Annotated in this window: 21 protein-coding genes and 1 pseudogene; 15 read left to right on the forward strand and 7 right to left on the reverse strand. The window is 63.9% G+C overall.

The window, feature by feature from the left end; genetic code table 11:
* Positions 1 to 41 precede the first annotated feature (41 nt).
* The 4 genes from XH85_RS22095 to XH85_RS22110 are packed head-to-tail and all read left to right on the forward strand — an operon-like array spanning position 42 to position 3,808.
* Positions 42 to 977 (forward strand): ABC transporter permease, encoded by a 936-nt coding sequence (locus XH85_RS22095; RefSeq protein WP_128933457.1) that lies wholly within the window; start codon positions 42 to 44, stop codon positions 975 to 977.
* Positions 974 to 1,795: an ABC transporter permease gene (locus XH85_RS22100; RefSeq protein WP_128933458.1), complete on the forward strand. Its 822-nt coding sequence runs from the start codon at positions 974 to 976 to the stop codon at positions 1,793 to 1,795. Before XH85_RS22095 ends, XH85_RS22100 begins: the two co-directional genes overlap by 4 nt.
* The gene (locus XH85_RS22105; protein WP_128933459.1) at positions 1,792 to 2,772 is read left to right on the forward strand and encodes an ABC transporter ATP-binding protein; all 981 of its coding nucleotides are present in this window, start codon (positions 1,792 to 1,794) and stop codon (positions 2,770 to 2,772) included. The genes XH85_RS22100 and XH85_RS22105 overlap by 4 nt, the downstream gene beginning before the upstream one ends.
* A complete protein-coding gene (locus XH85_RS22110; RefSeq protein WP_128933460.1) occupies positions 2,765 to 3,808 on the forward strand; it encodes an ABC transporter ATP-binding protein in 1,044 nt (347 codons plus the stop codon). The genes XH85_RS22105 and XH85_RS22110 overlap by 8 nt, the downstream gene beginning before the upstream one ends.
* Here the strand turns inward: XH85_RS22110 and XH85_RS22115 are convergent.
* The gene (locus tag XH85_RS22115) at positions 3,795 to 4,424 is read right to left on the reverse strand and encodes a LysR family transcriptional regulator (RefSeq protein WP_128933461.1); all 630 of its coding nucleotides are present in this window, start codon (positions 4,422 to 4,424) and stop codon (positions 3,795 to 3,797) included. The two genes, XH85_RS22110 and XH85_RS22115, sit on opposite strands and share 14 nt — an antisense overlap.
* 140 nt (positions 4,425 to 4,564) lie before the next feature.
* Here XH85_RS22115 and XH85_RS22120 point away from each other — a divergent pair, with 140 nt between their 5' ends.
* Complete coding sequence (locus XH85_RS22120; RefSeq protein WP_128933462.1) at positions 4,565 to 4,951, forward strand: RidA family protein; 387 nt, start codon at positions 4,565 to 4,567, stop codon at positions 4,949 to 4,951.
* Between the two features lie 642 nt (positions 4,952 to 5,593).
* Here XH85_RS22120 and XH85_RS22125 read toward each other — a convergent pair.
* The 4 genes and pseudogenes from XH85_RS22125 to XH85_RS22140 all read right to left on the reverse strand — a co-directional run bounded on the left by XH85_RS22125 (position 5,594) and on the right by XH85_RS22140 (position 9,725).
* Entirely contained in the window at positions 5,594 to 6,622 is a 1,029-nt protein-coding gene (locus XH85_RS22125) for an ABC transporter permease (protein ID WP_091885921.1), read from the reverse strand.
* 12 nt (positions 6,623 to 6,634) lie between these two features.
* Entirely contained in the window at positions 6,635 to 8,137 is a 1,503-nt protein-coding gene (locus XH85_RS22130; protein WP_128933463.1) for a sugar ABC transporter ATP-binding protein, read from the reverse strand.
* 6 nt (positions 8,138 to 8,143) lie between these two features.
* On the reverse strand, positions 8,144 to 9,166 hold the full coding sequence (locus tag XH85_RS22135; protein ID WP_091885915.1) for a sugar ABC transporter substrate-binding protein: 1,023 nt from the start codon (positions 9,164 to 9,166) through the stop codon (positions 8,144 to 8,146).
* A gap of 142 nt (positions 9,167 to 9,308) precedes the next feature.
* Positions 9,309 to 9,725, reverse strand: a pseudogene (locus tag XH85_RS22140) (globin).
* Positions 9,726 to 10,196: 471 nt separating this feature from the next.
* On the opposite strand from XH85_RS22140, the gene XH85_RS22145 reads away from it, so the two are divergent.
* The 8 genes from XH85_RS22145 (at position 10,197) to XH85_RS22180 (ending at position 19,377) form a co-directional block, all read left to right on the forward strand.
* Positions 10,197 to 10,583 carry a DUF2946 family protein gene (locus tag XH85_RS22145; RefSeq protein WP_128933464.1) on the forward strand — a complete coding sequence of 129 codons (387 nt, stop codon included), beginning with the start codon at positions 10,197 to 10,199 and terminating at the stop codon, positions 10,581 to 10,583.
* Between the two features lie 84 nt (positions 10,584 to 10,667).
* The gene (locus XH85_RS22150) at positions 10,668 to 13,145 is read left to right on the forward strand and encodes a TonB-dependent receptor (protein WP_245474199.1); all 2,478 of its coding nucleotides are present in this window, start codon (positions 10,668 to 10,670) and stop codon (positions 13,143 to 13,145) included.
* A gap of 38 nt (positions 13,146 to 13,183) precedes the next feature.
* Entirely contained in the window at positions 13,184 to 13,717 is a 534-nt protein-coding gene (locus XH85_RS22155) for a copper chaperone PCu(A)C (protein WP_128933466.1), read from the forward strand.
* A gap of 31 nt (positions 13,718 to 13,748) precedes the next feature.
* Positions 13,749 to 14,267, forward strand: coding sequence for a YcnI family protein (locus XH85_RS22160; RefSeq protein ID WP_128933467.1), 519 nt, complete (start codon positions 13,749 to 13,751; stop codon positions 14,265 to 14,267).
* Positions 14,267 to 15,826, forward strand: a complete 1,560-nt coding sequence (locus XH85_RS22165) for a copper resistance CopC/CopD family protein (RefSeq protein WP_164940812.1) — start codon at positions 14,267 to 14,269, stop codon at positions 15,824 to 15,826. Before XH85_RS22160 ends, XH85_RS22165 begins: the two co-directional genes overlap by 1 nt.
* 165 nt (positions 15,827 to 15,991) lie before the next feature.
* Complete coding sequence (proS, locus tag XH85_RS22170; protein WP_128933469.1) at positions 15,992 to 17,311, forward strand: proline--tRNA ligase; 1,320 nt, start codon at positions 15,992 to 15,994, stop codon at positions 17,309 to 17,311.
* A gap of 73 nt (positions 17,312 to 17,384) precedes the next feature.
* Positions 17,385 to 18,665 (forward strand): lipoprotein-releasing ABC transporter permease subunit, encoded by a 1,281-nt coding sequence (locus tag XH85_RS22175; RefSeq protein WP_091885894.1) that lies wholly within the window; start codon positions 17,385 to 17,387, stop codon positions 18,663 to 18,665.
* A gap of 7 nt (positions 18,666 to 18,672) precedes the next feature.
* Positions 18,673 to 19,377: an ABC transporter ATP-binding protein gene (locus XH85_RS22180; RefSeq protein ID WP_128933470.1), complete on the forward strand. Its 705-nt coding sequence runs from the start codon at positions 18,673 to 18,675 to the stop codon at positions 19,375 to 19,377.
* Positions 19,378 to 19,505: 128 nt separating this feature from the next.
* On the opposite strand, the gene XH85_RS22185 is transcribed toward XH85_RS22180, so the two are convergent.
* A complete protein-coding gene (locus tag XH85_RS22185; RefSeq protein WP_164940931.1) occupies positions 19,506 to 20,585 on the reverse strand; it encodes a zinc-binding dehydrogenase in 1,080 nt (359 codons plus the stop codon).
* 109 nt (positions 20,586 to 20,694) lie between these two features.
* On the opposite strand from XH85_RS22185, the gene XH85_RS22190 reads away from it, so the two are divergent.
* The gene (locus XH85_RS22190; protein ID WP_128933471.1) at positions 20,695 to 21,468 is read left to right on the forward strand and encodes a helix-turn-helix transcriptional regulator; all 774 of its coding nucleotides are present in this window, start codon (positions 20,695 to 20,697) and stop codon (positions 21,466 to 21,468) included.
* 118 nt (positions 21,469 to 21,586) lie between these two features.
* Here the strand turns inward: XH85_RS22190 and XH85_RS22195 are convergent, their stop codons facing one another.
* Positions 21,587 to 22,495, reverse strand: coding sequence for a LysR substrate-binding domain-containing protein (locus tag XH85_RS22195; protein ID WP_128933472.1), 909 nt, complete (start codon positions 22,493 to 22,495; stop codon positions 21,587 to 21,589).
* A gap of 107 nt (positions 22,496 to 22,602) precedes the next feature.
* Here XH85_RS22195 and XH85_RS22200 point away from each other — a divergent pair, with 107 nt between their 5' ends.
* Positions 22,603 to 23,979: an FAD-binding oxidoreductase gene (locus tag XH85_RS22200; protein WP_128933473.1), complete on the forward strand. Its 1,377-nt coding sequence runs from the start codon at positions 22,603 to 22,605 to the stop codon at positions 23,977 to 23,979.
* The last annotated feature ends 80 nt before the right edge of the window (positions 23,980 to 24,059 follow it).

Here is a 24,059-nt window from a genome sequence, read left to right on the forward strand (position 1 = left end):
TCCATCGCAGCAAGCGATGAAGGGAGGGAGGAACAGTTGCAATGCTCGCCTTCCTGACCCGTCGAATCCTGCAAACCGTTCCGACCGTGCTGGCCGTGGTGCTGGTGGTCTTCGTGCTGTTCAGCGTGGTCCCGGGCAGCATCGTCTCGAGCATGAGCGATGACGGCCGAGGCGCAGCGGACCCGCAGGTCGTGGAGCGCATGAGAAAACAGCTCGGCCTCGACGATCCCGTTTACATGCGCTTTGGCTCCTACATCGCCAAGCTTGCGACCGGTGATCTGGGGACGTCGTTCCGGACCCGTGAGCCCGTGACGATCATGATCGCAAAACGGATATGGCCGACGCTGCAATTGATATTCGCAGCCTTGGCGTTTGCGATTGCGATTGGCGTTCCACTCGGCTTCGTCGCAGCATTGCGACCGGGCGGCATCGTCGACACGGTCTCCATGGTTGTCGCCGTCTCGGGCCTGTCAATGGCCAAATTCTGGCTCGGGCTGGTGCTGATGTACCTGTTCGCGTTGAAGCTCGGCTGGCTGCCGAGCTTCGGCTATGGCGACGGCAGCCTCAAATATTTGATCCTGCCGGCGGTGACACTCGGCGTCTCGCCGATGGCGCTGCTGGCCCGGACGACGCGCGCCGCGGTGCTCGAGATCATGACCGCCGATTTTGTCCGCACGGCGCGCTCCAAGGGCATGAGCGAGATGCGTCTCGTGAAGTGGCACGTGATGCGCAACGCGCTCGTCCTGATCCTCACGACAATGGGCCTGCAATTCGGTGCATTGATGGGACAGGCGGTCGTCGTCGAGAAATTGTTCTCGTGGCCGGGCATCGGCTCGCTGCTCGTCGACAGTGTCCTCCAGCGCGACATTCCCGCCGTTCAGGGCTCCATTCTCGTGGTGGTGCTGGCCTTTCTCGCGATCAATTTGCTGATCGACGTGCTCTACGGCGTGATCGATCCCAGGATCAGATACGCATGAAGCTCCGCGCCAATCTCATCATCGGTGGCGCATTGTTCGCGCTTGCGATCCTGGTCGGCCTGCTCGCGCCGTGGCTGGCGCACACCGATCCCGTCATGGACGCCAACCTCATGAATGCGGAGGAGGCGCCGAGCTGGACCTGGTGGTTCGGCACCGACGGGCAGGGCCGCGACATCTATTCCCGCGTCGTCTACGGCGCGCGCGTCTCGCTGACGGTCGGTATCGTCTCCCAGCTCATCAACAGCATCATCGGCGTGGCACTGGGCCTGAGCGCCGGGTACTTGGGCGGCTGGTGGGACGATGTCGTCAACGCCCTGACCAATCTCATGCTGGCGATCCCCTCCCTGATCTTCGCGCTGGCCATCATGGCGGTGCTTGGGCCCGGCCTGACCAGCCTGCTCATCGCGCTCGGCTTGACCAACTGGTCCTTCACTTGCCGGATCGCACGGGCCTCGGCTCTGTCGCTGAAGAGCCAGGGCTATGTGCAGGCCGCAACCGTGCTCGGCTATGGCGATCTGCGCATCATGATCACGCAGCTGCTGCCCAACATGCTCGGACCGATCGTCGTCATCGGCACGCTCGGCATGGGCAGCGCGGTCCTGTCCGAAGCCGCATTATCGTTTCTCGGCCTCGGCGTCCGCCCGCCGTTTCCGAGCTGGGGCAGCATGTTGTCGGAAGCCCGCGACCAGATCACGACGGCGCCGTGGCTCTCGGTTTTTCCCGGCCTTGCCATCTTCCTGACGGTGCTCGGCCTCAACCTGCTCGGCGACGGTCTGCGCGACATTCTCGATCCACAATCGCGGAGCCGGCGCACATGACGGGCTCGCCGCTGATCGAAGTCGAGGATCTGCGCATCGATCTCGACGACGGATCCCGCAAGGTGCCCGCCGTCGAGAACGTTTCGTTCCGCATCGATCGTGGCGAGACGTTCGGCTTGGTCGGCGAATCCGGCTGCGGCAAGAGCATCACGGCGCTCGCCTTGATCGGCCTGCTGCGGCCGCCGTTGTCGATCGGCGGTGGCGTCATCCGCTTCGAGGGGCAGGAGATCCAGAGACTTTCCGCCGCCGGGCAGCGGGAGCTGCGCGGCAACCGCATCGCGATGATCTTCCAGGAGCCGATGACGGCCCTGAACCCGGTCTCGCCGGTGGGACGGCAGATCGCCGAGATGTTCGTGCTTCATAAGGGCAAGAGCTGGCGGGAAGCCAACCAATTGGCGGTCGAGGCACTGGCGAGCGTCCGCGTCCCCGCGCCTGAGCGGCGCGTGAAGGATTACCCGCATCAGCTCTCAGGCGGCATGCGTCAACGCGTGATGATCGCCATCGCGCTGGCATGCGGTCCGGATCTCCTGATCGCAGACGAGCCGACCACTGCGCTCGACGTGACCGTGCAGGCGGAAATCATCGAGTTGATGCGGAATCTATGTGCCGAACGAGGAACGGCCATCCTGATGATCAGCCACGATCTCGGCCTGGTCGCCAATGTCTGCCGCCGCGTCGCCGTCATGTATGCCGGCCGCATCGTCGAGGAGCGCGGCTCGGCCGATATCTTCCGAACGCCTTCGCATCCCTATACGCAGGGCCTCGTCGCCTCGCTGCCGCGGCTTGGCAGCCGCGCTGCGCTTGGCCGTAGCAGACTGAAGGAGATCGCGGGCGTCGTTCCGGCCATCACGAGCTTCCCAGACGGCTGCCGGTTCAATCCGCGTTGCGCGCAGGCGACCGATATTTGCCGCACCACCGCGCCCGAGACGGATTTGCTGGAGGCAGGCGGTCTTGTCAGGTGCCACCACCATGCATGAACCGCAGGGGAGAGCGGATGACGATGTCATCCTCAGCATCGAGAATCTCGCGGTTCATTTTCCGCTCGGGGGTGGCTTGCTGGGTCGCGAGAAGCGGCTGCTCCGTGCCGTCGACGGCGTCGATCTCAGCTTGAGGCGCGGCGAATGCCTCGGCCTCGTCGGCGAGTCCGGCTCGGGCAAGTCGACGGTCGCATTGTCGATCCTTGGTCTCCTGACGCCGACGCGCGGGCGCATCGTGGTGGACGGGCAGGTCGTCACGAACCGGCAATCCGGTGATCGGAAGGCGCTGGCCCGTATCGTGCAGATGGTATTTCAGGATCCCTACGCCTCGCTCAATCCGCGCCAGACCGTTCGTCGTACGCTGGAAGATCCGCTGCGTGTGCACGGCGTGACCGCGAAAAGCGAGATCGAGGACCGCGTTGCGACGATGCTGCGGCATGTGGGCCTGCGGCCCGAACAGGCGGGCCGCTACCCGCATGAATTCTCCGGTGGCCAGCGCCAGCGCATCGGCATTGCGCGTGCGCTGATCCTCAATCCCAGGATCGTCATCTGCGACGAACCGGTCTCGGCGCTCGACGTCTCGATCCGTGCCCAGATCATCAATCTGCTGCTGGAACTGAAGGACACGCTCGGCCTCTCATTCATCATGATCAGCCACGACCTCGGCGTCGTCGAGCACATGAGTGACCGCGTCGCCGTGATGTATCTCGGCCGCATCGTCGAGAATGGCCACTGGCGCGAGATCTTCGAACGACCTGCGCACCCCTATACCCAAGCCCTGATCGCCGCCATCCCCGATCCCTTACGCCACGCACCGTTAGCGACGACGGGGGGCGACCTGCCCAATCCGCTCAATCCCCCAAACGGATGCGCGTTCAACCCGCGCTGCCGCCACGCCGAAGCCCTGTGTCGCCGCGAGCCTGGGCCGGTGCTTGAAACGCGCCGCGACGGGCATGCGGTCCGGTGCTGGCGAAGCGACGAGATTGCGGCGCAGGCGGGATTGGCAACGACAGAGGGCCGCCTCAACGTCCGCTGATGCCGACCAGGCGAGGGCGGCGGTGGTTTGTGCGCGGGTTGTCGGCGAGGAGGGCGCGCAACCATTCGCGGAAGCTGACGACCTCTGGGCAATCCGCGGTGCCTTCAGGCGCAACCAGCCAATCACCCAGACCAGCCCCCTCACTGACCCGGTCGCAGCGATAGCCCGGATGGTGGCCAAGGCCGCGGGCGATCAGCAGGTCGACCTTGCCCTCGACCAACTCGTGCAAGCCGGCGGGCTGCAGCACCCGCAAGCCGATGTCTGGATGCGCGCTGCGAAACTCCGCCAATTCGAGGCGACGCAGGTCGACGCTGCCATGGACTCCCAATTGCAGCAGCACCGCACCTGCCGGCTTCAATTGCGAGGTCGCCTCCGCAATGTGACGAAAGCCTTCGGATATCCCGGGCAGATAGGCCTGACCGGCCGCGGTCAGGATGAGCTGCTTATGCAGGCGATCGAACAGGCGTACGCCGAGGCGCGCCTCCAGCGCCTTCACCTGCTGCCCCACGGCGGCGGGCGTTACGTGCAGCTCGTGCGCAGCCAATTTGAAGCTGAGATGCCGCGCGGCGGCTTCGAATGCGCGGAGCGCATTGAGCGGAGGAAGGATGTAAGTCATCGCTGCCTAGTTTGTCACTGAATGGCCGCGTGCTTGCAATAGATTTTCTTGCGCTGAACCGCAGCAACATTGCTTTGCGCCGGCGCGATGCAGCCGGTTAGGGTCGATCGATCGCAAGAGCGAACAGGAGACAATCTGACATGGCTCAAATCGTCAGTCATAATCCACCATCGGTCCATGCTCCCGCCGGTGGTTACAGCATGGGACTTGAGTTCAGTCAGCATCGCCGCCTGCTGTTCATCAGCGGCCAGGTGCCCGAGAAATCCGACGGCAGCGTGCCCGAAGGTTTCGAAGCGCAATGCGAGCAAGCCTGGCGCAATGTGATCGAGGTGCTCGCCGCCGCCGGCCTCGGCGTCACGCATCTGGTCAAGGTCACCACGTTCCTGACCGACATCAGTCAGGTCGTGCCCAATCGTGCCGTTCGCCGCAAGATGCTCGAAGGACACGAACCCGCGCTGACGGTCATGATCGCTGAAACCGTCGACAGCAAATGGCTGCTGGAGATCGAGGCGATCGCCGCGGAATGAAGCGGATCCAAGGGGCAATCGCTCACGGCGCCCGGAATGGAACGTCTCGCCGCGGAGCGTCAATTCATGTCGTCGGAGGACCAGACGTTACTTCGCGAGCAGGCTGCAACAAGCGGCACAAAAGCCAAGGTAGCGGCGTTCTCAGACTCCGCCATGCACGTGGTCGAGCTCTCTGCCACCACGTCGTCATTGCGAGCGCAGCGAAGCAATCCAGAAATGTATCCGCGGAAAGACTCTGGATTGCTTCGCTGCGCTCGCAATGACGAGACTGGTACAGCGATCGTCGTTCTATGTCCGTCATCCTGAGGTGCCGGAGCGTAGCGGAGGCCTCGAAGGACGACGGCCCGGCTGCACATCTCGGCCGTCCATCCTTCGAGGCTCCGCATACGATGCGTTCGCATCGCTTGCCCCGCACCTCAGGATGACGGATATTTGTTTGCGCTGAACGTCAGAGCGTTCAGGCAGCGCTGCCTCGGGCCGAGACATCGCCATGGTGCCATCCTGCTCCTGTTTTGCCCGACGTGTCAAATGGATTTCGTGAAATCCGCAATTGTGCGGCGGTCACCGGCAAGCCATTGATTCCGCTAGCCCCGGCTACTGTGCATGGGGTTGTTTTCGCACTTTTTTGTTTGAGCGCGCCGTCTACTCCGCCGCTTTTTCCCTCAGCCGCTGGGCGTAGACGTTGATGACCAGCGCCGCCAAGAGGATCAGGCCGCGGATCAGGATCTTCAGGAAGCTGTCGATGTTGACGTGGTCGAGGCCGTTGTTGAGGACGCCGAGCACGAACAGGCCGACGATGGTGTTGCCGATGCCGCCGCGGCCGCCGAACAGGCTGGTGCCGCCGACCACGACGGCGGCGATGGAGTCGAGCAGGTAGGTGTCGAACTCGTTCTGCTGCGCGCTGCCGAAATGGGCGACGCCGAGCATGCCGCCGATGCCGGAGCAGACCGCCGAGATCACCATCACCGCGCCGAGGATGAGCTTGACGTTGAGGCCGGAATATTCCGCCGCTTCGCGATTGCCGCCGACCATGTAGATGTAGCGGCCGAAGCGCGTGTAGGTCAGCACCAGATGCCCGCCGAGCAGCATGATGGCGGCAACGATGACGATCCAGGGAATGCCGCCGATCGAGCCGGAGCCGAGCGTCGTGATCAGGCTCGGCACCTTGTAGGCGATCTGGCCGCGCACCAGCAGCGCCGAGATGCCGGCCGCGATCTGCATCATCGCCAGCGTCATGATGAAGGAGGGGATGCCGATCACGGTCAGCCCCAGCGCATTGACGAGGCCGAGCAGCGCACAGAGCAGGATCGACAGGATGATCGCGACCGCGCCCGGCAGCGGCACATTGGCGATGTTGACGTAGGATTCCTGGAGCGTGAAATAGGCGACGGCGATGCCGGTGACGTTGGCGATGCTGGCGATCGACAGGTCGATTTCGGCGCAGAGGATCACGAAGGTGAGGCCGACGGCGATGATGCCTGTCACTGACACCTGGGTCAGGATGTTGCCGAGATTGTCGAGCGTCGCGAAGGAGGGGCTGGCGAAGGCGAAGAAGCCGGACAGGAAGATCAGGGTGAGGAACGGCGCGATGTTGCGCATCTGCGAGCGCAGGAAGGGCGCAACGCCCCGCGCTCGCGCAGCCGCCGCCGGAACCGTTTCACTGCTCGTCATGGTGCTGCTCCGTCACGCCGCTTCCAGCAGGCGGTCCTTGCTGACCGGCTCGTTCCTGAATTCCCGCACCAGTGCGCCGCGCTTGAGCACGAGGATGCGGTCGGCCAGCGACAGCACCGTTTCCGGCTCGGTCGACAGCACGATGATGGCAAGCCCCCTGGCGCGCAGGTCGCGGACGATGTTGATGACGTCGTTCTTGGCGCCGACATCCATGCCACGGGTCGGCTCGCACAACACCAGAAGCTTGGGCGGATAGGTCAGCCACTTTGCCAGCGCGACCTTCTGCTGGTTGCCGCCCGAGAGCATGCCGAGGTCGAGGCCGACCACGGGCGGCCGGATCTGCAACTGATCGACCTGGCGCTTGGCGATATCGCGCTCCTGTGCCGGCTTGAGCAGCAGGGACGAGATGCGATCCAAAATGCTGATCGAGATGTTCTTGTAGACCGGCTCCTGGTGAAACAGCATGTCGCGCCGGCTCTCGGGCACCAGCGCCACGCCCGCCCGCCGCGCCGCCGCCGTGCTGGCAAAGGTCTTTGGCGTGCCGTCGACGGCGAGCGTGCCGCTGTCCGGCTTCAACTTGCCGAACAGGATGCGCGACAGCTCCTGCTGGCCGCAGCCCATGAAGCCGTAGATGCCGAGCACCTCGCCGGCGCGGGCCTCGAACGAGACATCCTGAAGGCTGCGGGCGAGGGATAGCTGGTCGACCTTCAGGACCACCGGACTGCCGCTCGGTTGTGGCAGCATCAAATCGTCGGTGTAGCTGTGCTCGAGCACCTCGCCGCCGCGGCCGATCATGGCCTCGATCAGCGCGCCCTTGCTGGTCGCGGCGCTCGCCGTCTCCGCGACTTTCCGTCCGTTGCGGAACACGGTGACAGTGTCCGACACGCGCAAAATATCCTCGATGAAATGCGAGATGAAGACGATTGCGGTGCCTTCCTCGCGCAGGCGCCGGAGCGTCGCGAAAAGCCGCTCGACCTCGGGCGGGGAGAGGGCGGAGGTCGGCTCGTCCAGGATGACGATGCGCGCGCCGGAGAACAGCACGCGCGCGATCTCGATCAGCTGCTGAAGCCCGATCGGGAGGTCGCCGAGCCTGCTCATCGGGTCGACGTCGATGCCGAAGCGAGCGAGCTGCTCGCCGGCTTCGCGCGCCATCCGCCGCCACTGCACGAGGCCGAGCCGGTTGGTCGGCTGGTTGCCCAGGAAGACGTTCTCCGCGACCGTGAGGTCGGGCGCGACAGAGAGCTCCTGGTGCACCATGGCGATGCCGGCCGCATGCGCATCGCGCGCCGAGCGGAAATGCGTCTCCACCCCGTCGATCAGGAAGCGGCCGGAGAATTCGGCATGCACGCCGGCGATGATCTTCATCAACGTGCTTTTTCCGGCGCCGTTCTCGCCGACGAGACCGTGGATCTCGCCGGGAAGAAGCGCGAAGTCGACACCACGAAGCGCTTCGACGCCGCCGAAGCTCTTCGTGATGCCCTTCAGTTCCAGGATGGGCGAACGAACCTCTGGCATGGAGGACTAAATCAGGAAATGGTCTTCCATCCACTGCATGCCGGGGGCATTTGCCTTGGTCACGACCGGGCCGTCGGTGACGACGTTTTTCGGGATGCCCTGTCCGCTCTTCTCGCCGCCGACCACGGCCGACACGCCTGCAATGATGGCGCCGCCATGGATGCGGCAGGACGGATTGCGCACGGTCGCGAACATGCGGCCCTCGCTCACCGCCTGGATCGCCGGCGGCATGGCATCGACACCGCCAATCAGGATGTTGGTGCGGTTGCGTGCCTTCATGATGTTGTAGGCGGCGAGCGCCATGTCGTCATTGTGGAAGAACGCCGCGTCGATCTGCGGATATTTCGTGAGATAGGTCTCCCAGAGGCGGGCGGTCTTGGAGACGTCCCAGTCGGCCGGCTGGGTGTCGAGCACCTCAATGCCGGGGAATTGCTTGACCACCGAGTTGAAGCCCTTGGCGCGTCCTTGCGCGCCGGTGTGGCCGAGCGCGCCTTGCGTCATGATGATCTTGCCCTTGCCGCCCATGGCGTTGCACAGCGCCTGCGTCACCGAGGCGCCCATGAACTCGTTGTCGGGGGCAAGGAAGGAATGGACATTGATCTGGTCGAGCGGCGCGATCAGCGTATCCATGTCGATCACGGGCGTGCCGGCGTCGATCATCTTCTGCACGGGCTGGGTGAGGGTGCCGATGCCGAAAGCCTGGATCGCGACGAAATCCCATTTCTGCGAGGCCATGTTGTCGATCGCGGCGCGCTGCTTCACCGCGTCGAGCTGACCATCGAACCAGGTCACCTCGACATTGAATAGCTTGCCCCAGAATTCCGCGGCCTGCTTGCCCTGCGCGCACCAGGTGGCCTGGAGGCCTGCGTTGGAGAAGGCCGCTTTCAGCGGCTTCTCGGATCGTCCGACTTCGGCCGCAAGTGCTGGATTTATGCCCATGCTGCCGAGGATGGCAGTCGCGGCGCCGGCGGTCGCTGCCGCCTGAAGAAGATCGCGCCTCGTCGTCGAGAAATCTTTCGTCCCGGACATCGCTCGCTCCCGTAAAATTTTATCGTCGGCGCGTCATTGCTTGCGCGACCGATGTCCGAAAGTGTCTCACAAGAGCTGACGTCACTCAATCTGCAATCAATCGCGCGATCGCAGCAAGCCACCCTTGGTGCAGCGCAAAGCGTCAGGCCGGCACGCCGGCGAATGCGTCGATCGCCACGCGCATGCATCCCAGGCCTCTGCCTCTGCCTCTGCAATGTCCGGTGACCATTCATCACCGAGCAGATCGCGGAGCGTCTCCCTGATGATCGCAAAGAAGGCAATGAAGAGGTCGCGTGACGTGCCGTAAGCCTCGTGCGAGGCGGCCTCGCAGGCGATCAGCCGGAAATGCCCGCGGCGCTCATCGGCGAAGTCGAGGACCGCCTCGATGGCCAGCGCGAGCATCGATCCCATCACGAGCTCGCTGCCTTGCGAGCGAAACATCATCCGGGTTTCCGGATGCTCTTCGAACAGGCGCTGATAGACCCTCGCCCGTCAGATCGGCGCAGCGCGAGGCCGCCAGCTCAAAACTGCGTTCGATCGGATTGGGAGGAGCCTTCATCGGCGCTTCAGCCATGCAGGCAAAAAAAGAGCGGGGCCCTGGCCCCGCTCAAAAATTGTGTCGACCCTATTATCCCCGATTCTAAGATTTGCTCTTGATTGACGGGGCGACGCTGCGTTTTGCGCGCCAGGGGCTCCTCCCGAGACTTGGACCACCAGGCCACGACCTCGCGGTCAGCGCCTGAGCAAGAGAATGCTAGATCAACTTTTCTCACTTGTCATCATTTTCGGCAACGATTGTTCAAAATAAGAGCAGCTGACGAAATGATCGGGTTTGCGGCTTTATAAGTATATGACAAATATAAGAAATCTGTGGACCGTGGGGGCCTTTGACTTGTCTCAAATGCCGGCCCTCCGACCTTGGGTAGGGGGCTCCGACCACAGTTTTTCGAGAAATTTGCGCCGGGGCAAGCAGACGGTGGAACTGACCTCGACTTGGGGCAGGCACGATGTTTAGTTAGCAGGCGAACGAATGGTTCGGCGGATGCACGCGCGGCTGCAAAAATTCCTACCCGTTGTCCTGCTCGCCTTGGCGATGCAGGTGCTGGCGCCGATTGCCGCCTGTCTGGCGGCCGGTCAGGCCGGTGTCGATCCGCTGTCCGCCGGCGTCATCTGCCACAGCGGGGGTGAGCAGGGGGGCCTGAACGATCAAACCGGCGGCCCCAGCGCACACGCCGGTGCGTGCGCGCTGTGTTGCCTGGCGCAGGCGGGCGCATCGCTCGATTCGCCGCCGCAGCCGGCGTTCGCGATTCCCTCCCGCCACGTCGAAAGCGTAGTGTGGCACGCGGCGGATGTATCTGCCGTTTTCACCCACAAGGGCTCAAGTACCCAGGCGCGCGCGCCTCCTCGAATTTCCTGACGACCTCCACCGTCGCCGCGGCTCGTCCGCTGGCGATTGATGCTGTCGAACAGCCGGGAAGAAAGCCGGCGTCAGGAATGCCCCATGTTACGTTGTCATGCCCGCCGCGGCGTGAGCATCGTTGCCATTCAGGCCGCGCTGCTGGCGTCGTCGAGCGGAGTTTTCGCTCAGAGCAGTAACGTCGTGCTGCCGCCGGTCACCGTCGATGCCCCCGCGGTAGTGAAGCCCAAGCCGCGCAAGCCGGCGGCGCGTACGGTCGCCGTCCAGAACCGGTCGGCAAAGCCCGCCACCGAGCGGGCCGCCCCCGCCGTCGCGGCCGAGCAAGGTGCAGGCAGTGCCCGCGTGTCACTCGAGCCGCCGGCCGCCGTGGCACGTTATCAATTGCCGCAGCGCTCCTTCAGCGTCACGGCGAAAGAGGTCGACGAGACTATCAACCTCAAGGACCCCGAGGACGCCGTCAAATATATGCCGAGCCTGTTCGTGCGGAAGCGCAACGACGGGGACAACAATGCCGTGCTCGCGACGCGAAGCTGGGGCCTCAATTCGAGCTCGCGGACGTTAATCTACTACGACGATCTCCTGATCTCGGCGCTGATCGGCAACAACAACACGAATGCCTCGCCGAAGTGGAACCTGATCTCGCCGGAAGCGATCGGTCGGGTCGACTATCTCAACGGGCCGTTCGCGGCCGCCTATCCCGGCAACTCGATCGGCGGCGTGCTGCTGATCTCGTCAAAGATGCCGGACAAGCCGTTTGCAGTCGCCAAGGAAACCGTGTCCGTGATGCCCTGGAATCAATACGGCACCAAGGACACCTACGTGACCAGCCAGACCAGCGCCGCTGCGGGCAATCGCGACGGCAAGCTGTCCTGGCTCGTCAGCGCCAACTATCTCGATAGCTACCAGCAGCCCCTGACCTACACGACGAGTGGCAGCATCCCGGCCGGTACGACCGGTGCGTTTTCGGCGCTCAACAAGCAGGGCGTTGCGGCCAACGTGGTGGGCACGGGCATCCTCGCGCATTCGCAGCAGACGTCCGGTAACATCCGCCTTTCCTATGACGTGACGGCGCAGGTGCAGGCGACCTATTCGTTTGGGATCTGGAATAACCACCAGGTCTCCGATCCCCAGACCTACTTGAAATCAGCAGCGACGGGTGCGCCCACATTCGCGGGCCTGTCCGGATTTGCCACGGGCAAATATGTCTGGGACCAGACCCATGTCAGCAACGCCGTTGCGATCAAGAGCGACACCAAGGGCGCCTACGATTTCGACCTTTCGGCGTCGAGCTACAACTATCTCCAGGACATCCAGCTCAATCCGTTCACGAGCACGCCCACAGGCGTCGGCTATTCCCAGAACGGGAAGATCACGAGGATGGACGGCACCAATTGGCAGAATGCCGATGCCCAGGGGATCTGGCGGCCGTATGGTTATGGCGGACCGCACGAGGTCAGTTTCGGCATGCATGGTGATCGTTATCGCCTGGAAAGTCCCGTTTATGCGTCATCCGTTTGGAATACGACGGGAGACACCGGGACGGGCACGCTCTACTCGCAGGGGCAGGGTGAGACCCGGACCGGTGCGATTTGGCTTCAGGATGCCTGGAGGATCCTTCCCAATCTGAAGCTCACGCTCGGTGGTCGGTTCGAAACCTGGCGCGCCCAGGATGGTTTCAATATCAGCACCGCGACGAACGCTGCCGGCGCGATTACATCGATGGCTGCGGTTCAACAATCGCAACTCGCCTCGACGAATTTTTCACCGAAGGCGTCGCTGTCCTTTGATCCGAACAAGGACTGGAATATCACGGCAAACTTCGGGCAGGCCTATCGCTATCCGACCATCATGGAGCTCTATCAGAACATGACAGTCGGCGGCGTAGCGACGATCGCCAATCCCAACCTGTTCCCCGAGCAGGATCTGACAGGTGAGCTGAACATCGAGCGCAGATGGAGCGACGGCCGCATCCGCTTGACCCTGTTCCGGGAGCACACCGATCATGCGATCATCTCCCAGACCAACCTCGTCACCAATCCGATCACGAAGGTGCAAACGCCGACGACCGTGATCAGCAATGTCGATGCGATCAGGTTGCAGGGTATCGAGTTGTCCGCCGACAAGGACAACGTTCTCGTCAGTGGTCTGCAGCTGTTCGGCAGCGTAACTTATGTCGACTCGCGAATCCTGGCCGACGCGGGCTGGGCCGGAATTGATCCTCTGACGAATCTGCCCACGACTGTGGTCGGCAAGCGCGTGCCTTACGTGCCCGACTGGCGCGCTAAGTTCGGCGTGACCTACCGGCCGAACGATAGCTGGGCCTACACGGTTGCTGCACGCTACAGCGGCAAGCAGTACTCGACGCTGGACAACACGGATCGCGTCTCCCACGTCTATGGCGCGTTCGATAACTTCTTCGTTGTGGACTTGAAGGTGCACTATAACGCGACGAAGAACTTCGCATTCGACTTCGGCATCGATAATCTCTTCAACGAGCAGTACTTCCTGTTCCATCCGTTCCCGGGGCGAACCTTCATTGTCGCCGGCAAGTACACGTTCTGAGGGGTGGAGTGATGTTTACGATAAGAAAGGCAAAGGACATGACCAAGCTCTCACGCATCCTCGCGCTCGCAGCGCTTTCCGCCGCAATGTTCGCCGCCCCCGTGCGCGCCGACGACGTCAAGGCCGGCGATCTCGTCATCTCGCAGGCCTGGAGCCGGGCGACGCCGGGCGGCGCCAAGGTCGCGGGCGGCTATCTCACCATCGAGAACAAGGGGTCGGCGGCGGACAGGCTGGTCAGCGTTTCCGCCGACATCGCGGGGAAGGCCGAGATTCACGAGATGGCGATGGACAATGGCGTGATGAAGATGCGCCCGCTCGACAAGGGGCTCGTCATTGATCCCGGCAAGACCGTGAAGCTTGCGCCCGGCGGCAATCATTTGATGCTCCAGGAGCTGAAGGGCCCGTTCAAGCAGGGCGACAAGGTGCCGCTGACACTTCAGTTCGAGAAGGCCGGCAAAGTCGCCGTCTCTCTCGACGTCCAGGCTGTTGGCGCGCCGGCGCCCGGCGGCGCCGGGCACTCCGGCCATATGGACATGAAGAAAATGCCGGATCACTCGGGAATGAAGATGTGATGAGGCTGATCTGGCCTCCGGGAGACCGAATATGTTGAAGCGATCCTGCCCGATCCTGATTGCTGCGTTCGCCATCTCGCCGGCGGCGGCGCACGTGTCGCTCGAGACGAAGCAAGCCACGGTCGGCGCGTCGTACAAGGCTGTGTTTACCGTACCGCACGGCTGTGCGGGCTCGCCCACGGTGAAGATCCGCGTGCAGATCCCTGAAGGGGTGATCGCTGTCAAGCCGATGCCGAAGGCGGGCTGGAACGTCGATGTCGTCGAGGGCAAATATGCCGGGGAATACGACTATCACGGCAACAAGCTCTCTTCCGGCGTCAAGGAGGTGATGTGGTCCGGCGGCAAGCTGCCGGACAAGAACTATGACGAGTTCGTCATGCACACGGTCCTGACTGGCTCGCTAAAGCCAAACACGACCCTGTACTTCCCCGTCGTCCAGGAATGCGAGACCGGCGTCAGCCGCTGGATCGAAATCCCGGCAGAGGGGGCAGGGCATTCACACGAGGGCAAGTCGCCGGCGCCCGGGGTGAAGCTACTGCCGAAACCGTGATGCGCCTGCTCGCCGCGCTTGCGACGCTACTCATCGTTGTCGGCTTCGCGACCGGCGCGTCCGCGCATGCGGCGCTGGTCGCGGTCGAGCCGGCCAGCGGCAGCATGCTTGCGCGCGCGCCGAAGGCCGTGGTGCTGCGCTTCAACGAGGCGGTGACACCGGGCGCGGTCCAGCTGATTGATGGCACGGGCAGGGCGCGGGACGGTGTGCGCATCAACGCGTCGGGCGAAACGATTTCGGTTGCGGTGCCGCCGGACCTGCCGCAGGGCACGGCGGTCGTCAGCTATCGCGTGATTTCGCAGGACGGCCATCCCATCGCGGGATCGGTGGTCTTCTCGATCGGCGTGCCGACAGGGACGAAGCCTCCCGCGAATACAGAAGGCGGGTTGAGCGCGCTCATCTGGCTGGCGCGGGTCGGCCTTTACCTCGGGCTGTTTGTCGGCGTCGGCGGCGTATGGTTTGCGCGCTGGATCGCGTGGTCGATGACGGGCACGACCGTGCCGCGTGTGGCACTCGCGGTCGGCCTTCCGAGCGCGGTGGTGTCCCTTGGTGCGTTGGGCCTCGATCTCCTCGGCTTGCCGCCAGTGGCTCTTGCGACCATGGCCCCCTGGATGGTGGCGTTCGCGACGAGCGCGGGTCCCGCATCGCTGATCGCCATCGCCGCGATGCTGCTTGCGTTGGTGGCGCTGCGCAGCGCGTGGTACCCGCGCGGTCTTGCGTTCATCGCGTTCATCGGCGTCGGCCTGTCGCTGGCCATGACCGGGCACGCCGCCACGGCTCCGCCCGAAATGTTGACGCGGCCGGCGATTTTCCTCCATGGCCTTGGCGTCGCGTTCTGGATCGGGGCGCTGGCGCCCCTCGTTGCGCTGGTGTCGAAGCCGGTGGCCATGGCCTTGCCTGTCGTAAACCGCTTCTCCCGCACCGCCGTGCCGGTCGTCGCCACGCTGGCATTGACCGGCCTTGTGCTCGCCATCGTCCAGCTCGAAAAGCCATCGGCGCTGGTCGAGACCCGCTACGGCCTCATCCTTTCCATCAAGCTCGCGCTGGTCCTCGTGCTGCTCGCACTCGCCGCGCTCAACCGCTTTCACCTGACCCCGACGCTGGCAAGGGATCACGAGGCCGCGTCCCTCAAGCGCTCGATCCTGTTCGAATGCGCGATCGCACTCATCATCTTCGCGGTCGTCGCCGGCTGGCGCTTCACGCCGCCGCCGCGGAGCATCGTTCCGGAGACGCCCTTGGCGATCCATATTCACAGCGACAAGGCAATGTTCCAGGTGCTGGTGTCTCCTGGGAAGGCCGGCGTCGACGATTTCGTGCTTCAGCTCATGACCGGAGAGGGGACGCCGCTCGCGGCCAAGGAGGTGACATTGACGCTGAGTCTGCCTGAGCGCGGCATCGAGCCGATGGAACGGGATGCCTCGTTGGGGCCGGACGGCTACTGGCATGTCCGCAAGGTCGAGTTGCCCTTCGCCGGCCGCTGGCACGTGCGGATCGACGCGCTGGTGACCGACTTCGAGAGGATCACGCTGGAGGATGAACTGGAGGTGGCGTCGCCCTAGGAGCGCCGGCTTTGCAGGGCATGCTGCTGCTCAAGTCAAACCTGAAGTCGACGGAAAAATGACAGGAATTCCGCCGCGTTAGCGGCTTTTCCTCATTCTCGGTCTTGTGTTTTCGCTCCCAATCCGGTTTCACTGCAACCCGTCACTGATTCCTAGAGTGTTGCCATGCGGTTGTCGCGGTTCTTTCTGCCCATCCTGAAGGAAAATCCGAAAGAGGCGGAGATCGTCTCGCATCGGCTGATGCTGCGTGCCGGCATGATCCGGCAGGAGGCCGCCGGCATCTATGCCTGGCTGCCGCTCGGCTTCCGCGTGCTCAAGAAGATCGAGCAGATCGTGCGCGAGGAGCAGGACCGCTCCGGCGCGATCGAGGTATTGATGCCGACCTTGCAGCTCGCCGATCTCTGGCGCGAGAGCGGCCGCTACGATGCCTATGGCCCGGAGATGCTGCGCATCGCCGACCGCCACAAGCGCGAACTGCTGTACGGACCGACCAACGAGGAAATGATCACTGAGATCTTCCGCGCCTATGTGAAGTCCTACAAGAACCTGCCGCTCAATCTCTATCATATTCAATGGAAATTCCGCGACGAACAGCGTCCGCGGTTCGGCGTGATGCGCGGCCGCGAGTTCCTGATGAAGGACGCCTATTCGTTCGACCTCAACGAGGCGGCGGCGCGGGTCGCCTACAACAAGATGTTCGTCGCCTATTTGCGCACCTTCGCACGGATGGGACTGAAGGCGATTCCGATGCGCGCCGAGACCGGCCCGATCGGCGGCGATCTCAGCCACGAGTTCATCGTGCTGGCAGAGACCGGCGAATCCGGCGTCTTCATCAATCGCGACGTGCTGGACCTGCCGGTGCCGGGCGAGGACGTCGATTATGAGGGCGACCTGACACCGATCATCAAGCAGTGGACCTCGCTATACGCTGCGACCGAGGACGTTCACGATTCCGCGCGGTTCGAGCAGGAGGTGCCTGCGGACAAGCGGGTGAACACCCGCGGCATCGAGGTCGGCCAGATCTTCTATTTCGGTACGAAATACTCTGAGCCGATGAAGGCGCTGGTGGCCGGCCCCGACGGCGTCGACGTGCCGATCCATGGCGGCTCCTACGGTGTCGGCGTCTCGCGCCTGCTTGGCGCCATCATCGAGGCCTGTCACGACGACGCCGGCATCAAATGGCCGGAAGCCGTCGCCCCGTTCCGCGCCGTGGTGCTCAACCTGAAGCAGGGCGATGCCGCGGTCGATGCGGCCTGCGAGAAGCTCTATGCGGAGCTCACCGCCAAGGGCGTCGACGTGCTTTATGACGATACCGACCAGCGCGCCGGCGCCAAATTCGCCGCCGCCGACCTGATCGGCATCCCCTGGCAGATCATGATCGGGCCGAAGGGGCTCGCCGACGGCAAGATCGAGATCAAGCGGCGAGCCGACGGCGCACGCGAGACCATGTCGCCTGCGGACGCAGTCGCCCGGCTGGTCGGCTGAATATTGTTCATCGCGCGATATCGCGGCCGCCAATCCGGCCACAATTGACCCCGAATCATGGGATTATCGAGCGATGGATGAGACCATGACCGAAACCGTGCAGACCGCGCCTTTTGCGCCATTCGAGTGGATGCTGTCGGGGCGCTACTTGCGGGCGCGCCGCAAGGAGGGATTCATCTCGGTCATCGCCGGGTTCTCCTTTCTCGGCATCATGTTGGGCGTGGCGACGCTGATCATCGTCATGGCCGTCATGAACGGCTTCCGCAAGGAGCTGCTCGACAAGATCTTGGGTCTCAACGGCCATATCCTGGTCCAGCCGCTGGAATCGCCGCTGACCGACTGGAAGGACGTCGCGGACCGCCTCAGCCAGGTCGAGGGCATCCGGCTCGCTGCTCCCGTGGTGGATGGTCAGGCGCTGGCGTCTTCGCCATGGAACGCTTCGGGCGTCCTGGTGCGCGGCATCCGCTCCGACGACCTCAACAACCTCACCTCGATCGCCAAGAACATCAAGCAGGGCTCGCTCGAAGGCTTTGACGAGGGGCAGGGCGTCGCGATCGGCCGCCGCCTCGCCGACCAGCTGTCGCTGCATGCCGGCGACAGCGTGACGCTAGTGGCGCCGAAGGGCGCGGTCACCCCGATGGGCACGACGCCGCGCATCAAGCCGTACAAGATCGTGGCCGTGTTCGAGATCGGCATGTCCGAATACGATCTCGGCTTCGTGTTCATGCCGCTGGCGGAGGCACAGGCCTATTTCAACCGCAGCAACGACGTCACCTCGATCGAGGTGTTCACCACCAATCCCGACAAGATCGACGCCTTCCGCAAGGCAGTGACGGAGGCCGCGGGCCGCCCTGTGTTCCTGGTCGACTGGCGGCAGCGCAACTCGACCTTCTTCAACGCGCTCCAGGTCGAGCGCAATGTGATGTTCCTGATCCTGACCATGATCGTGCTGGTCGCGGCCCTGAACATCGTCTCCGGCCTGATCATGCTGGTGAAGGACAAGGGCAGCGACATCGCGATCCTGCGCACCATGGGCGCCTCGCAGGGCTCGATCATGCGCATCTTCCTGATCACGGGCGCCTCGATCGGCGTGGTCGGCACGCTGGTCGGCTTCTTCGTCGGTCTCGTGATCTGCCTCAACATCGAATCCATCAGGCAATTCCTGTCCTGGCTCACCAGCACCGAGCTGTTCTCGCCGGAACTCTATTTCCTGTCGAAGCTGCCCGCCGAGATCGACATCGGCGAGACCACGGCGGTCGTCGTCATGGCGCTGACGCTGTCGTTCCTGGCGACGCTGTACCCGTCGTGGCGCGCCGCGCGCCTCGATCCCGTCGAAGCGCTCCGGTACGAGTGAGGGGCTGATGGAGCAGCAGCAGGGGGCGGAAGATGTACCGGTCATTTATCTCCACGAGATAAAGCGGCAGTACTTGCAGGGCGAGGTGCCGCTGACGATCCTCGACGGCGCCAAGCTGGCGTTGTGGCGCGGGCAGTCGGTCGCGCTGGTGGCGCCGTCGGGCTCGGGCAAGTCGACGCTGCTGCACATCGCGGGGCTGCTCGAGGCGCCGGATTCCGGGGAGGTCTATGTCTCGGGCGCGCCGACCTCGCAGCTGCCTGATATCGAGCGCACGCAGCTGCGCCGCACCGATATCGGCTTCGTCTACCAGTCGCACCGGCTGCTGCCGGAGTTCTCGGCGCTGGAGAACGTCATGCTGCCACAGATGATCCGCGGCCTGAAGAAGTCCGAGAGCGTCAAACGCGCCAAGGATATCCTGGGCTATCTCGGCCTCGGCGACCGCATCACCCATCGCCCGGCCGAGCTGTCCGGCGGCGAGCAGCAACGCGTCGCGATCGCGCGAGCGGTCGCCAATGCGCCACGCGTGCTGTTTGCGGACGAGCCGACCGGCAATCTCGATCCGCATACCGCGGACCACGTCTTTCAGGCCCTGATGCAGCTGGTCAAGGCGACCCAGGTGTCGATGCTGATCGCCACCCACAACATGGAGCTCGCCAGCCGCATGGACCGGCGAGTCTCGCTGTCGAACGGCCAGGTCGTCGAGCTCGATTAAAAAAAACGCGAAAACAACCCCATGCACAGTAGCCGGCTGCTGCCGGCCACGATCGGGGTCATGCATTCCAGCTATTTGATATATCCAGCAAATCGGCTGCGACGGCGCATCGCAGCGGCGCGCCGCCGTTACGGCCGGATCACGGTCAATTTGAACGGCCCGCTATTGGCCGCGGCGTGTGCCACCGCCTCGTTGGCGTGGTCGAGATCGAACGCCGTCACCTCGTACTCGTCGAGCCTGAGCAGCCCGGCGCGCACCAGCGCGATCAGGCGGCTGGCGGCGTCCGGCGGGTACATCCAGACGCCGTGGATGGTGATGCAGTTCCGCATGATCCAGGGGTACGGCAACTCGAGCCCCGCGCCGCCCGCCATGCCGACGCCGCCCATCAGCACGACACGGCCGTAAGCGCGCACCGCCATGATCGCCGCGCGCACCACATTCGTGCTGACCGAGGGCGGCATGATGTCGAACACGCAGTCGATCGGGCCCGGTGCGGCGCGCTTCATGCTCTCGCGGTCGTCGTCCTCAACGCCGGTGAGCTTGACCGGCTTGACCCGAGCGCCGAAGCGGCGGACGAGGTCGGCCAGGATCTTCTCGTTGCGGCCGGGGGCGACCACGCAGGCCGCGCCCATCGCCAGCGCGACCGAGACGGCGGCGCTGCCGAAATTGCCGGTGGCCCCGCTCACCAGGACGGTCTCGCCTGGTCGCAGGTTCGCGGCGAGGAAGCCGCCATAGGGCACCAGGAGCGTGCCAAGGGCGCACCATTGCGTCGCTTCCTCCGGCGCGATCGCGCCGAGGCGTGTGACGTTCTCGGTCGGCAGGCGCATCTGCTCGGCAAACGAGCCGTGGCGAAAATGCTTTTGCAGGCGCAGGCCGCCGGGGCCGGCGGCGGTGAGCCCTTGCAGGGCGATGTCTGGCGCAACGGCGTCGTCGCGCGAACGCACCGTCGGGTCGCAGAACACCCAGTCGCCGATGGCAAGCTTGGTTGCGTCCGGGCCGATCGCGCGCACCCTGCCGATGCCGCCGGGTCCGGGGATGATCGGCAGGTCGAGCGCATAATTGCGCGTCCCGTCGAAGACCTCGTTCATGTAGGACAGCACGCGCGTGGCGACGACGTCGACGATGACCTCGCCGGTGCCGAGCACCGGTTCGGGGGCATTCTCGATCACCAGCGGCGAACCGAAAGATTTGAGCACGGCAGCTTTCATGATGTTCACCTCAAAGTCGGTGAAGCGCATATGCGCCGCCTTGGAGGGGACATGAAGGCCTGGTATTATCCTAGTATTCTAAGGACCCTCCATCGCGCGAGCGACAGCAATGACCGACCCACGCCGCGTCGAATTCGGCGATTTCCTCAGGTCTCGCCGCGAAAAGCTGTCGCCGAAATCCGTGGGTCTTCCGGCGGGCCGCCGGCGGCGCACCGCGGGGCTGCGACGTGAGGAGGTCGCGCAGCTCGCTGGTATCGGCGTCGACTGGTACATCCGCCTCGAACAGGGCCGCACCGTCAGCCCCTCGGTCACCACCGTCGACGCACTGGCCCGTGCGCTGCGGCTCAGCAAGACCGAGCACGCCCATCTGAAGGCGCTGGCGCGCGACGGCGCGAGGGCCGCCTTCGTGCCCGAGATCGTGCCGCCGCCCATCCGGCGGATGATCGAGAGCCTGACGCAACCGGCCTACATCACCGGCCGGCGCTGGGACGTGCTGGCCTGGAACGCGGCGGCCGAGGAGGTCTTTGGCTTCGGACAGCTGCCGGAGCAGGATCGCAATACGCTGCTGCTGGTGCTGACGAACAAGCAGACGCGAAAATTCTACGGCGCGGGCTGGACCGAGGTCGCCAAGAGCATGGTCGCGATGTTCCGCGCCACCCACGACGTCTGGGCCGGCGATCCCGCCTTCACCGAGCTGCTCACGCGACTGCGCCAGGGCAGTCCGGAATTCGTCAAATGGTGGGAGGCGCACGAGATCCGCAGCACCGCCTCGGGCCTGAAGACCATGAACCATCCGACCAAGGGCGTGCTCCGGTTCGAGCACACGAGTTTTCAGGCCAACGACGATCCCGCGCTGAAGCTCGTGATTTATACACCGGTGTAGGACACGGAGACACCGAGGCCAGCACGTCTCCTTTCGAATGGCCGGAGACCTTGCTGGTCAATTTGGACTGAACCGCTGTAACGGGGAGTGGACATCTCGAAGGACACGGAGAAGCGGATCAAGGACTTGACCGTAACCATTCCGAGAAGGCCCGGATGGTTCGCGCGCGCGGATGGCCTGGCTTACTGACCACATGGAAGCCGTAGCCAGGCAAGCTCAACTTGAACGCCTTCACGAGCGTACCAGCTGCGAGGTCGTGTGCCACGAGCACATCACTGAAAACCCCGACTCCTTGCCCGGCGATCACCGCCTCGATGGCGTGCAGTTCCTCCCGGAAACTCAGGTGCTGCATGTCCTTGAACTGGGGCACCTCGCGCCACCTGCGCTGAGCCGCGGCGAGCCATCTCTGCCATGTCGGCGGCTCACGATCGGCCGGCGACCAATAGGAGTGAATCAGAACGTGGTTTGCGAGGTCGACTGGTCTCTTCAGGCGCCCCGTTGCAAGCAAACGCGGACTGCAAACCGGCCAGAATGTATCGCTGAAGAGATCATCGACGATTCCGTCTGTCGGCCGTGCCCGGCTAGTCGCATAGCGAATGGCGACATCGCCATCTCCGGCCTGCAAGTCGAGCACCGAGTCAGTGCCGATAACTTCCAGTGGCACATCGGGATGCAGCTTCCGCCACAGGGGCAGGCGGGGCACGAGCCAGCGGCTGGCAAAAGCATTGGTTGTCGTCACCCGGAGAGGCTGTTGGTCGCCTTCGTGCCTGACGGCCGCAATGGCAGCGGCAAACACCTCAAGGCCGCCACGAATGGCGGGGAAAAGCCGCGCTCCGGCATCGGTCAACGAGAGAGGCCGTGGTCTGCGGCGGAACAGAGCGCGACCACAATACTGCTCGAGCAACCCGATCTGATGGCTGATCGCCGTTGGCGTGACGCCGAGTTCTGCCGCCGCCTTCTTGAAGCTCAGATGGCGGGCGGCAGCTTCGAAAGCACGCAGCTCGATCAGGGGCGGCAGCTTGTACATGCCGCCAGTCTAGGTGAAATCAATTCATCGTCACCTGAAATCTTCGGATTTGCTCCAAGACAGGCCACGATCGAGGATATGGCGGGTCAAGCTGAGGAGACCATGTCATGTCGTCCATCGCATCTGTCGCCAGCGCTGCCGCCGATCTCAACGCCTCGTTCGGAGGACAACTCCTCAAGCCGGGGGACGAGGGCTACGAGGAGGCGCGAAAGGTCCACAACGGGCTGGTCGACAAACGGCCGGCATTGATTGCCAGGTGCCGCAGTGTGTCCGATGTCGTGGATGCCGTGGCTCTTGCGACCAAGCTCGGCCTCGAGGTCGCGGTTCGCGGCGGCGGCCATAATGTGGCAGGTCGTGCGACCATCGACGGCGGTATCATGATCGACCTCTCGCCCATGAAGGGCATCCGGGTCGACCCTGTCGGCAAGACGGCGTGGGCGCAGGGCGGGGTCATCTGGGGCGAGCTTAATCGCGAAACACAACTTCACGGTCTTGCGGTCACCGGCGGCGTGATCTCGACCACCGGGATCGCCGGGCTGACGCTCGGCGGAGGACTGGGCTGGCTGATGGGCAAGTACGGCCTAGCACTGGACAATTTGCGGGCCGTCGAACTCGTTACCGCCGACGGCAAGGTTTTGCGGGTCAGCAAGCAAGAGGAGCCCGATCTGTTCTGGGCCGTCCGCGGTGGCGGCGGAAACTTCGGGATCGCCACCAGTCTCGAATATGATCTTCATACGGTCGGGCCGATCATAACCGGCGGACCGATCATCCACCCCATCGAGCGCTCCCGCGACGTGCTCGAATTCTTCCGGGCCAGCACGCGATCGCTCGCGGACGAGCACATGTTGTTCGCATCCCTGACCCATGCGCCCGATGGGTCCGGCACGGAGGTCGCGGTCCTGGTCACCAGCCACTGCGGTCCGGTGGCGGAGGCCGAACGAGCGATGCGGCCGCTGAAACAGTTCGGGGCTCCGATCCTGGATGCAGTCGGGCCGATGCCCTATTGCGAGCTCAACCGCATGCTCGACGCCAACTATCCGAAAGGCGCTTTCAACTATTGGAAATCGAACTTCCTGAGGGAGCTGAGTGATGGTGCGATTGCGACCATGATCGAATGTTTCGCGCGCTGTCCGACTCCCATGGGGCAGCTGCTTCTTGAGCACATCCACGGTGCGGCGGCCCGTATCGATGCCGGGGACACGGCATTTCCGCATCGGCAGGAGGGCTACAATTTCTTGATCCTCGCGCAGTGGACGCAGGCTAGCGATACGAGCCGCTGCATCTCCTGGGCGCGCGAAACCCATGAGAGGATGCGGCCCTTCTTTGCCTCCGGCCGCTATGTCAATTATCTCGATGATGACGAGACAGGCGATCCCGTCGCTGCTGCCTATGGACCGAACTACCGGCGCCTGCAGCGGATCAAGGCGAAATACGACCCGACGAACTTCTTCCGCATGAACCAGAACATCCGGCCGCTCGCCTGATTGCCGGCTGAGGATTTCGTCGCTCTCATCCTGTTCAGGCTGTTAGTCGAAAGCGCTACGCTCCGGCCCGGTTCGACGGT

Source organism: Bradyrhizobium zhanjiangense, from assembly GCF_004114935.1.
Taxonomy (GTDB): Bacteria; Pseudomonadota; Alphaproteobacteria; order Rhizobiales; family Xanthobacteraceae; genus Bradyrhizobium; species Bradyrhizobium zhanjiangense.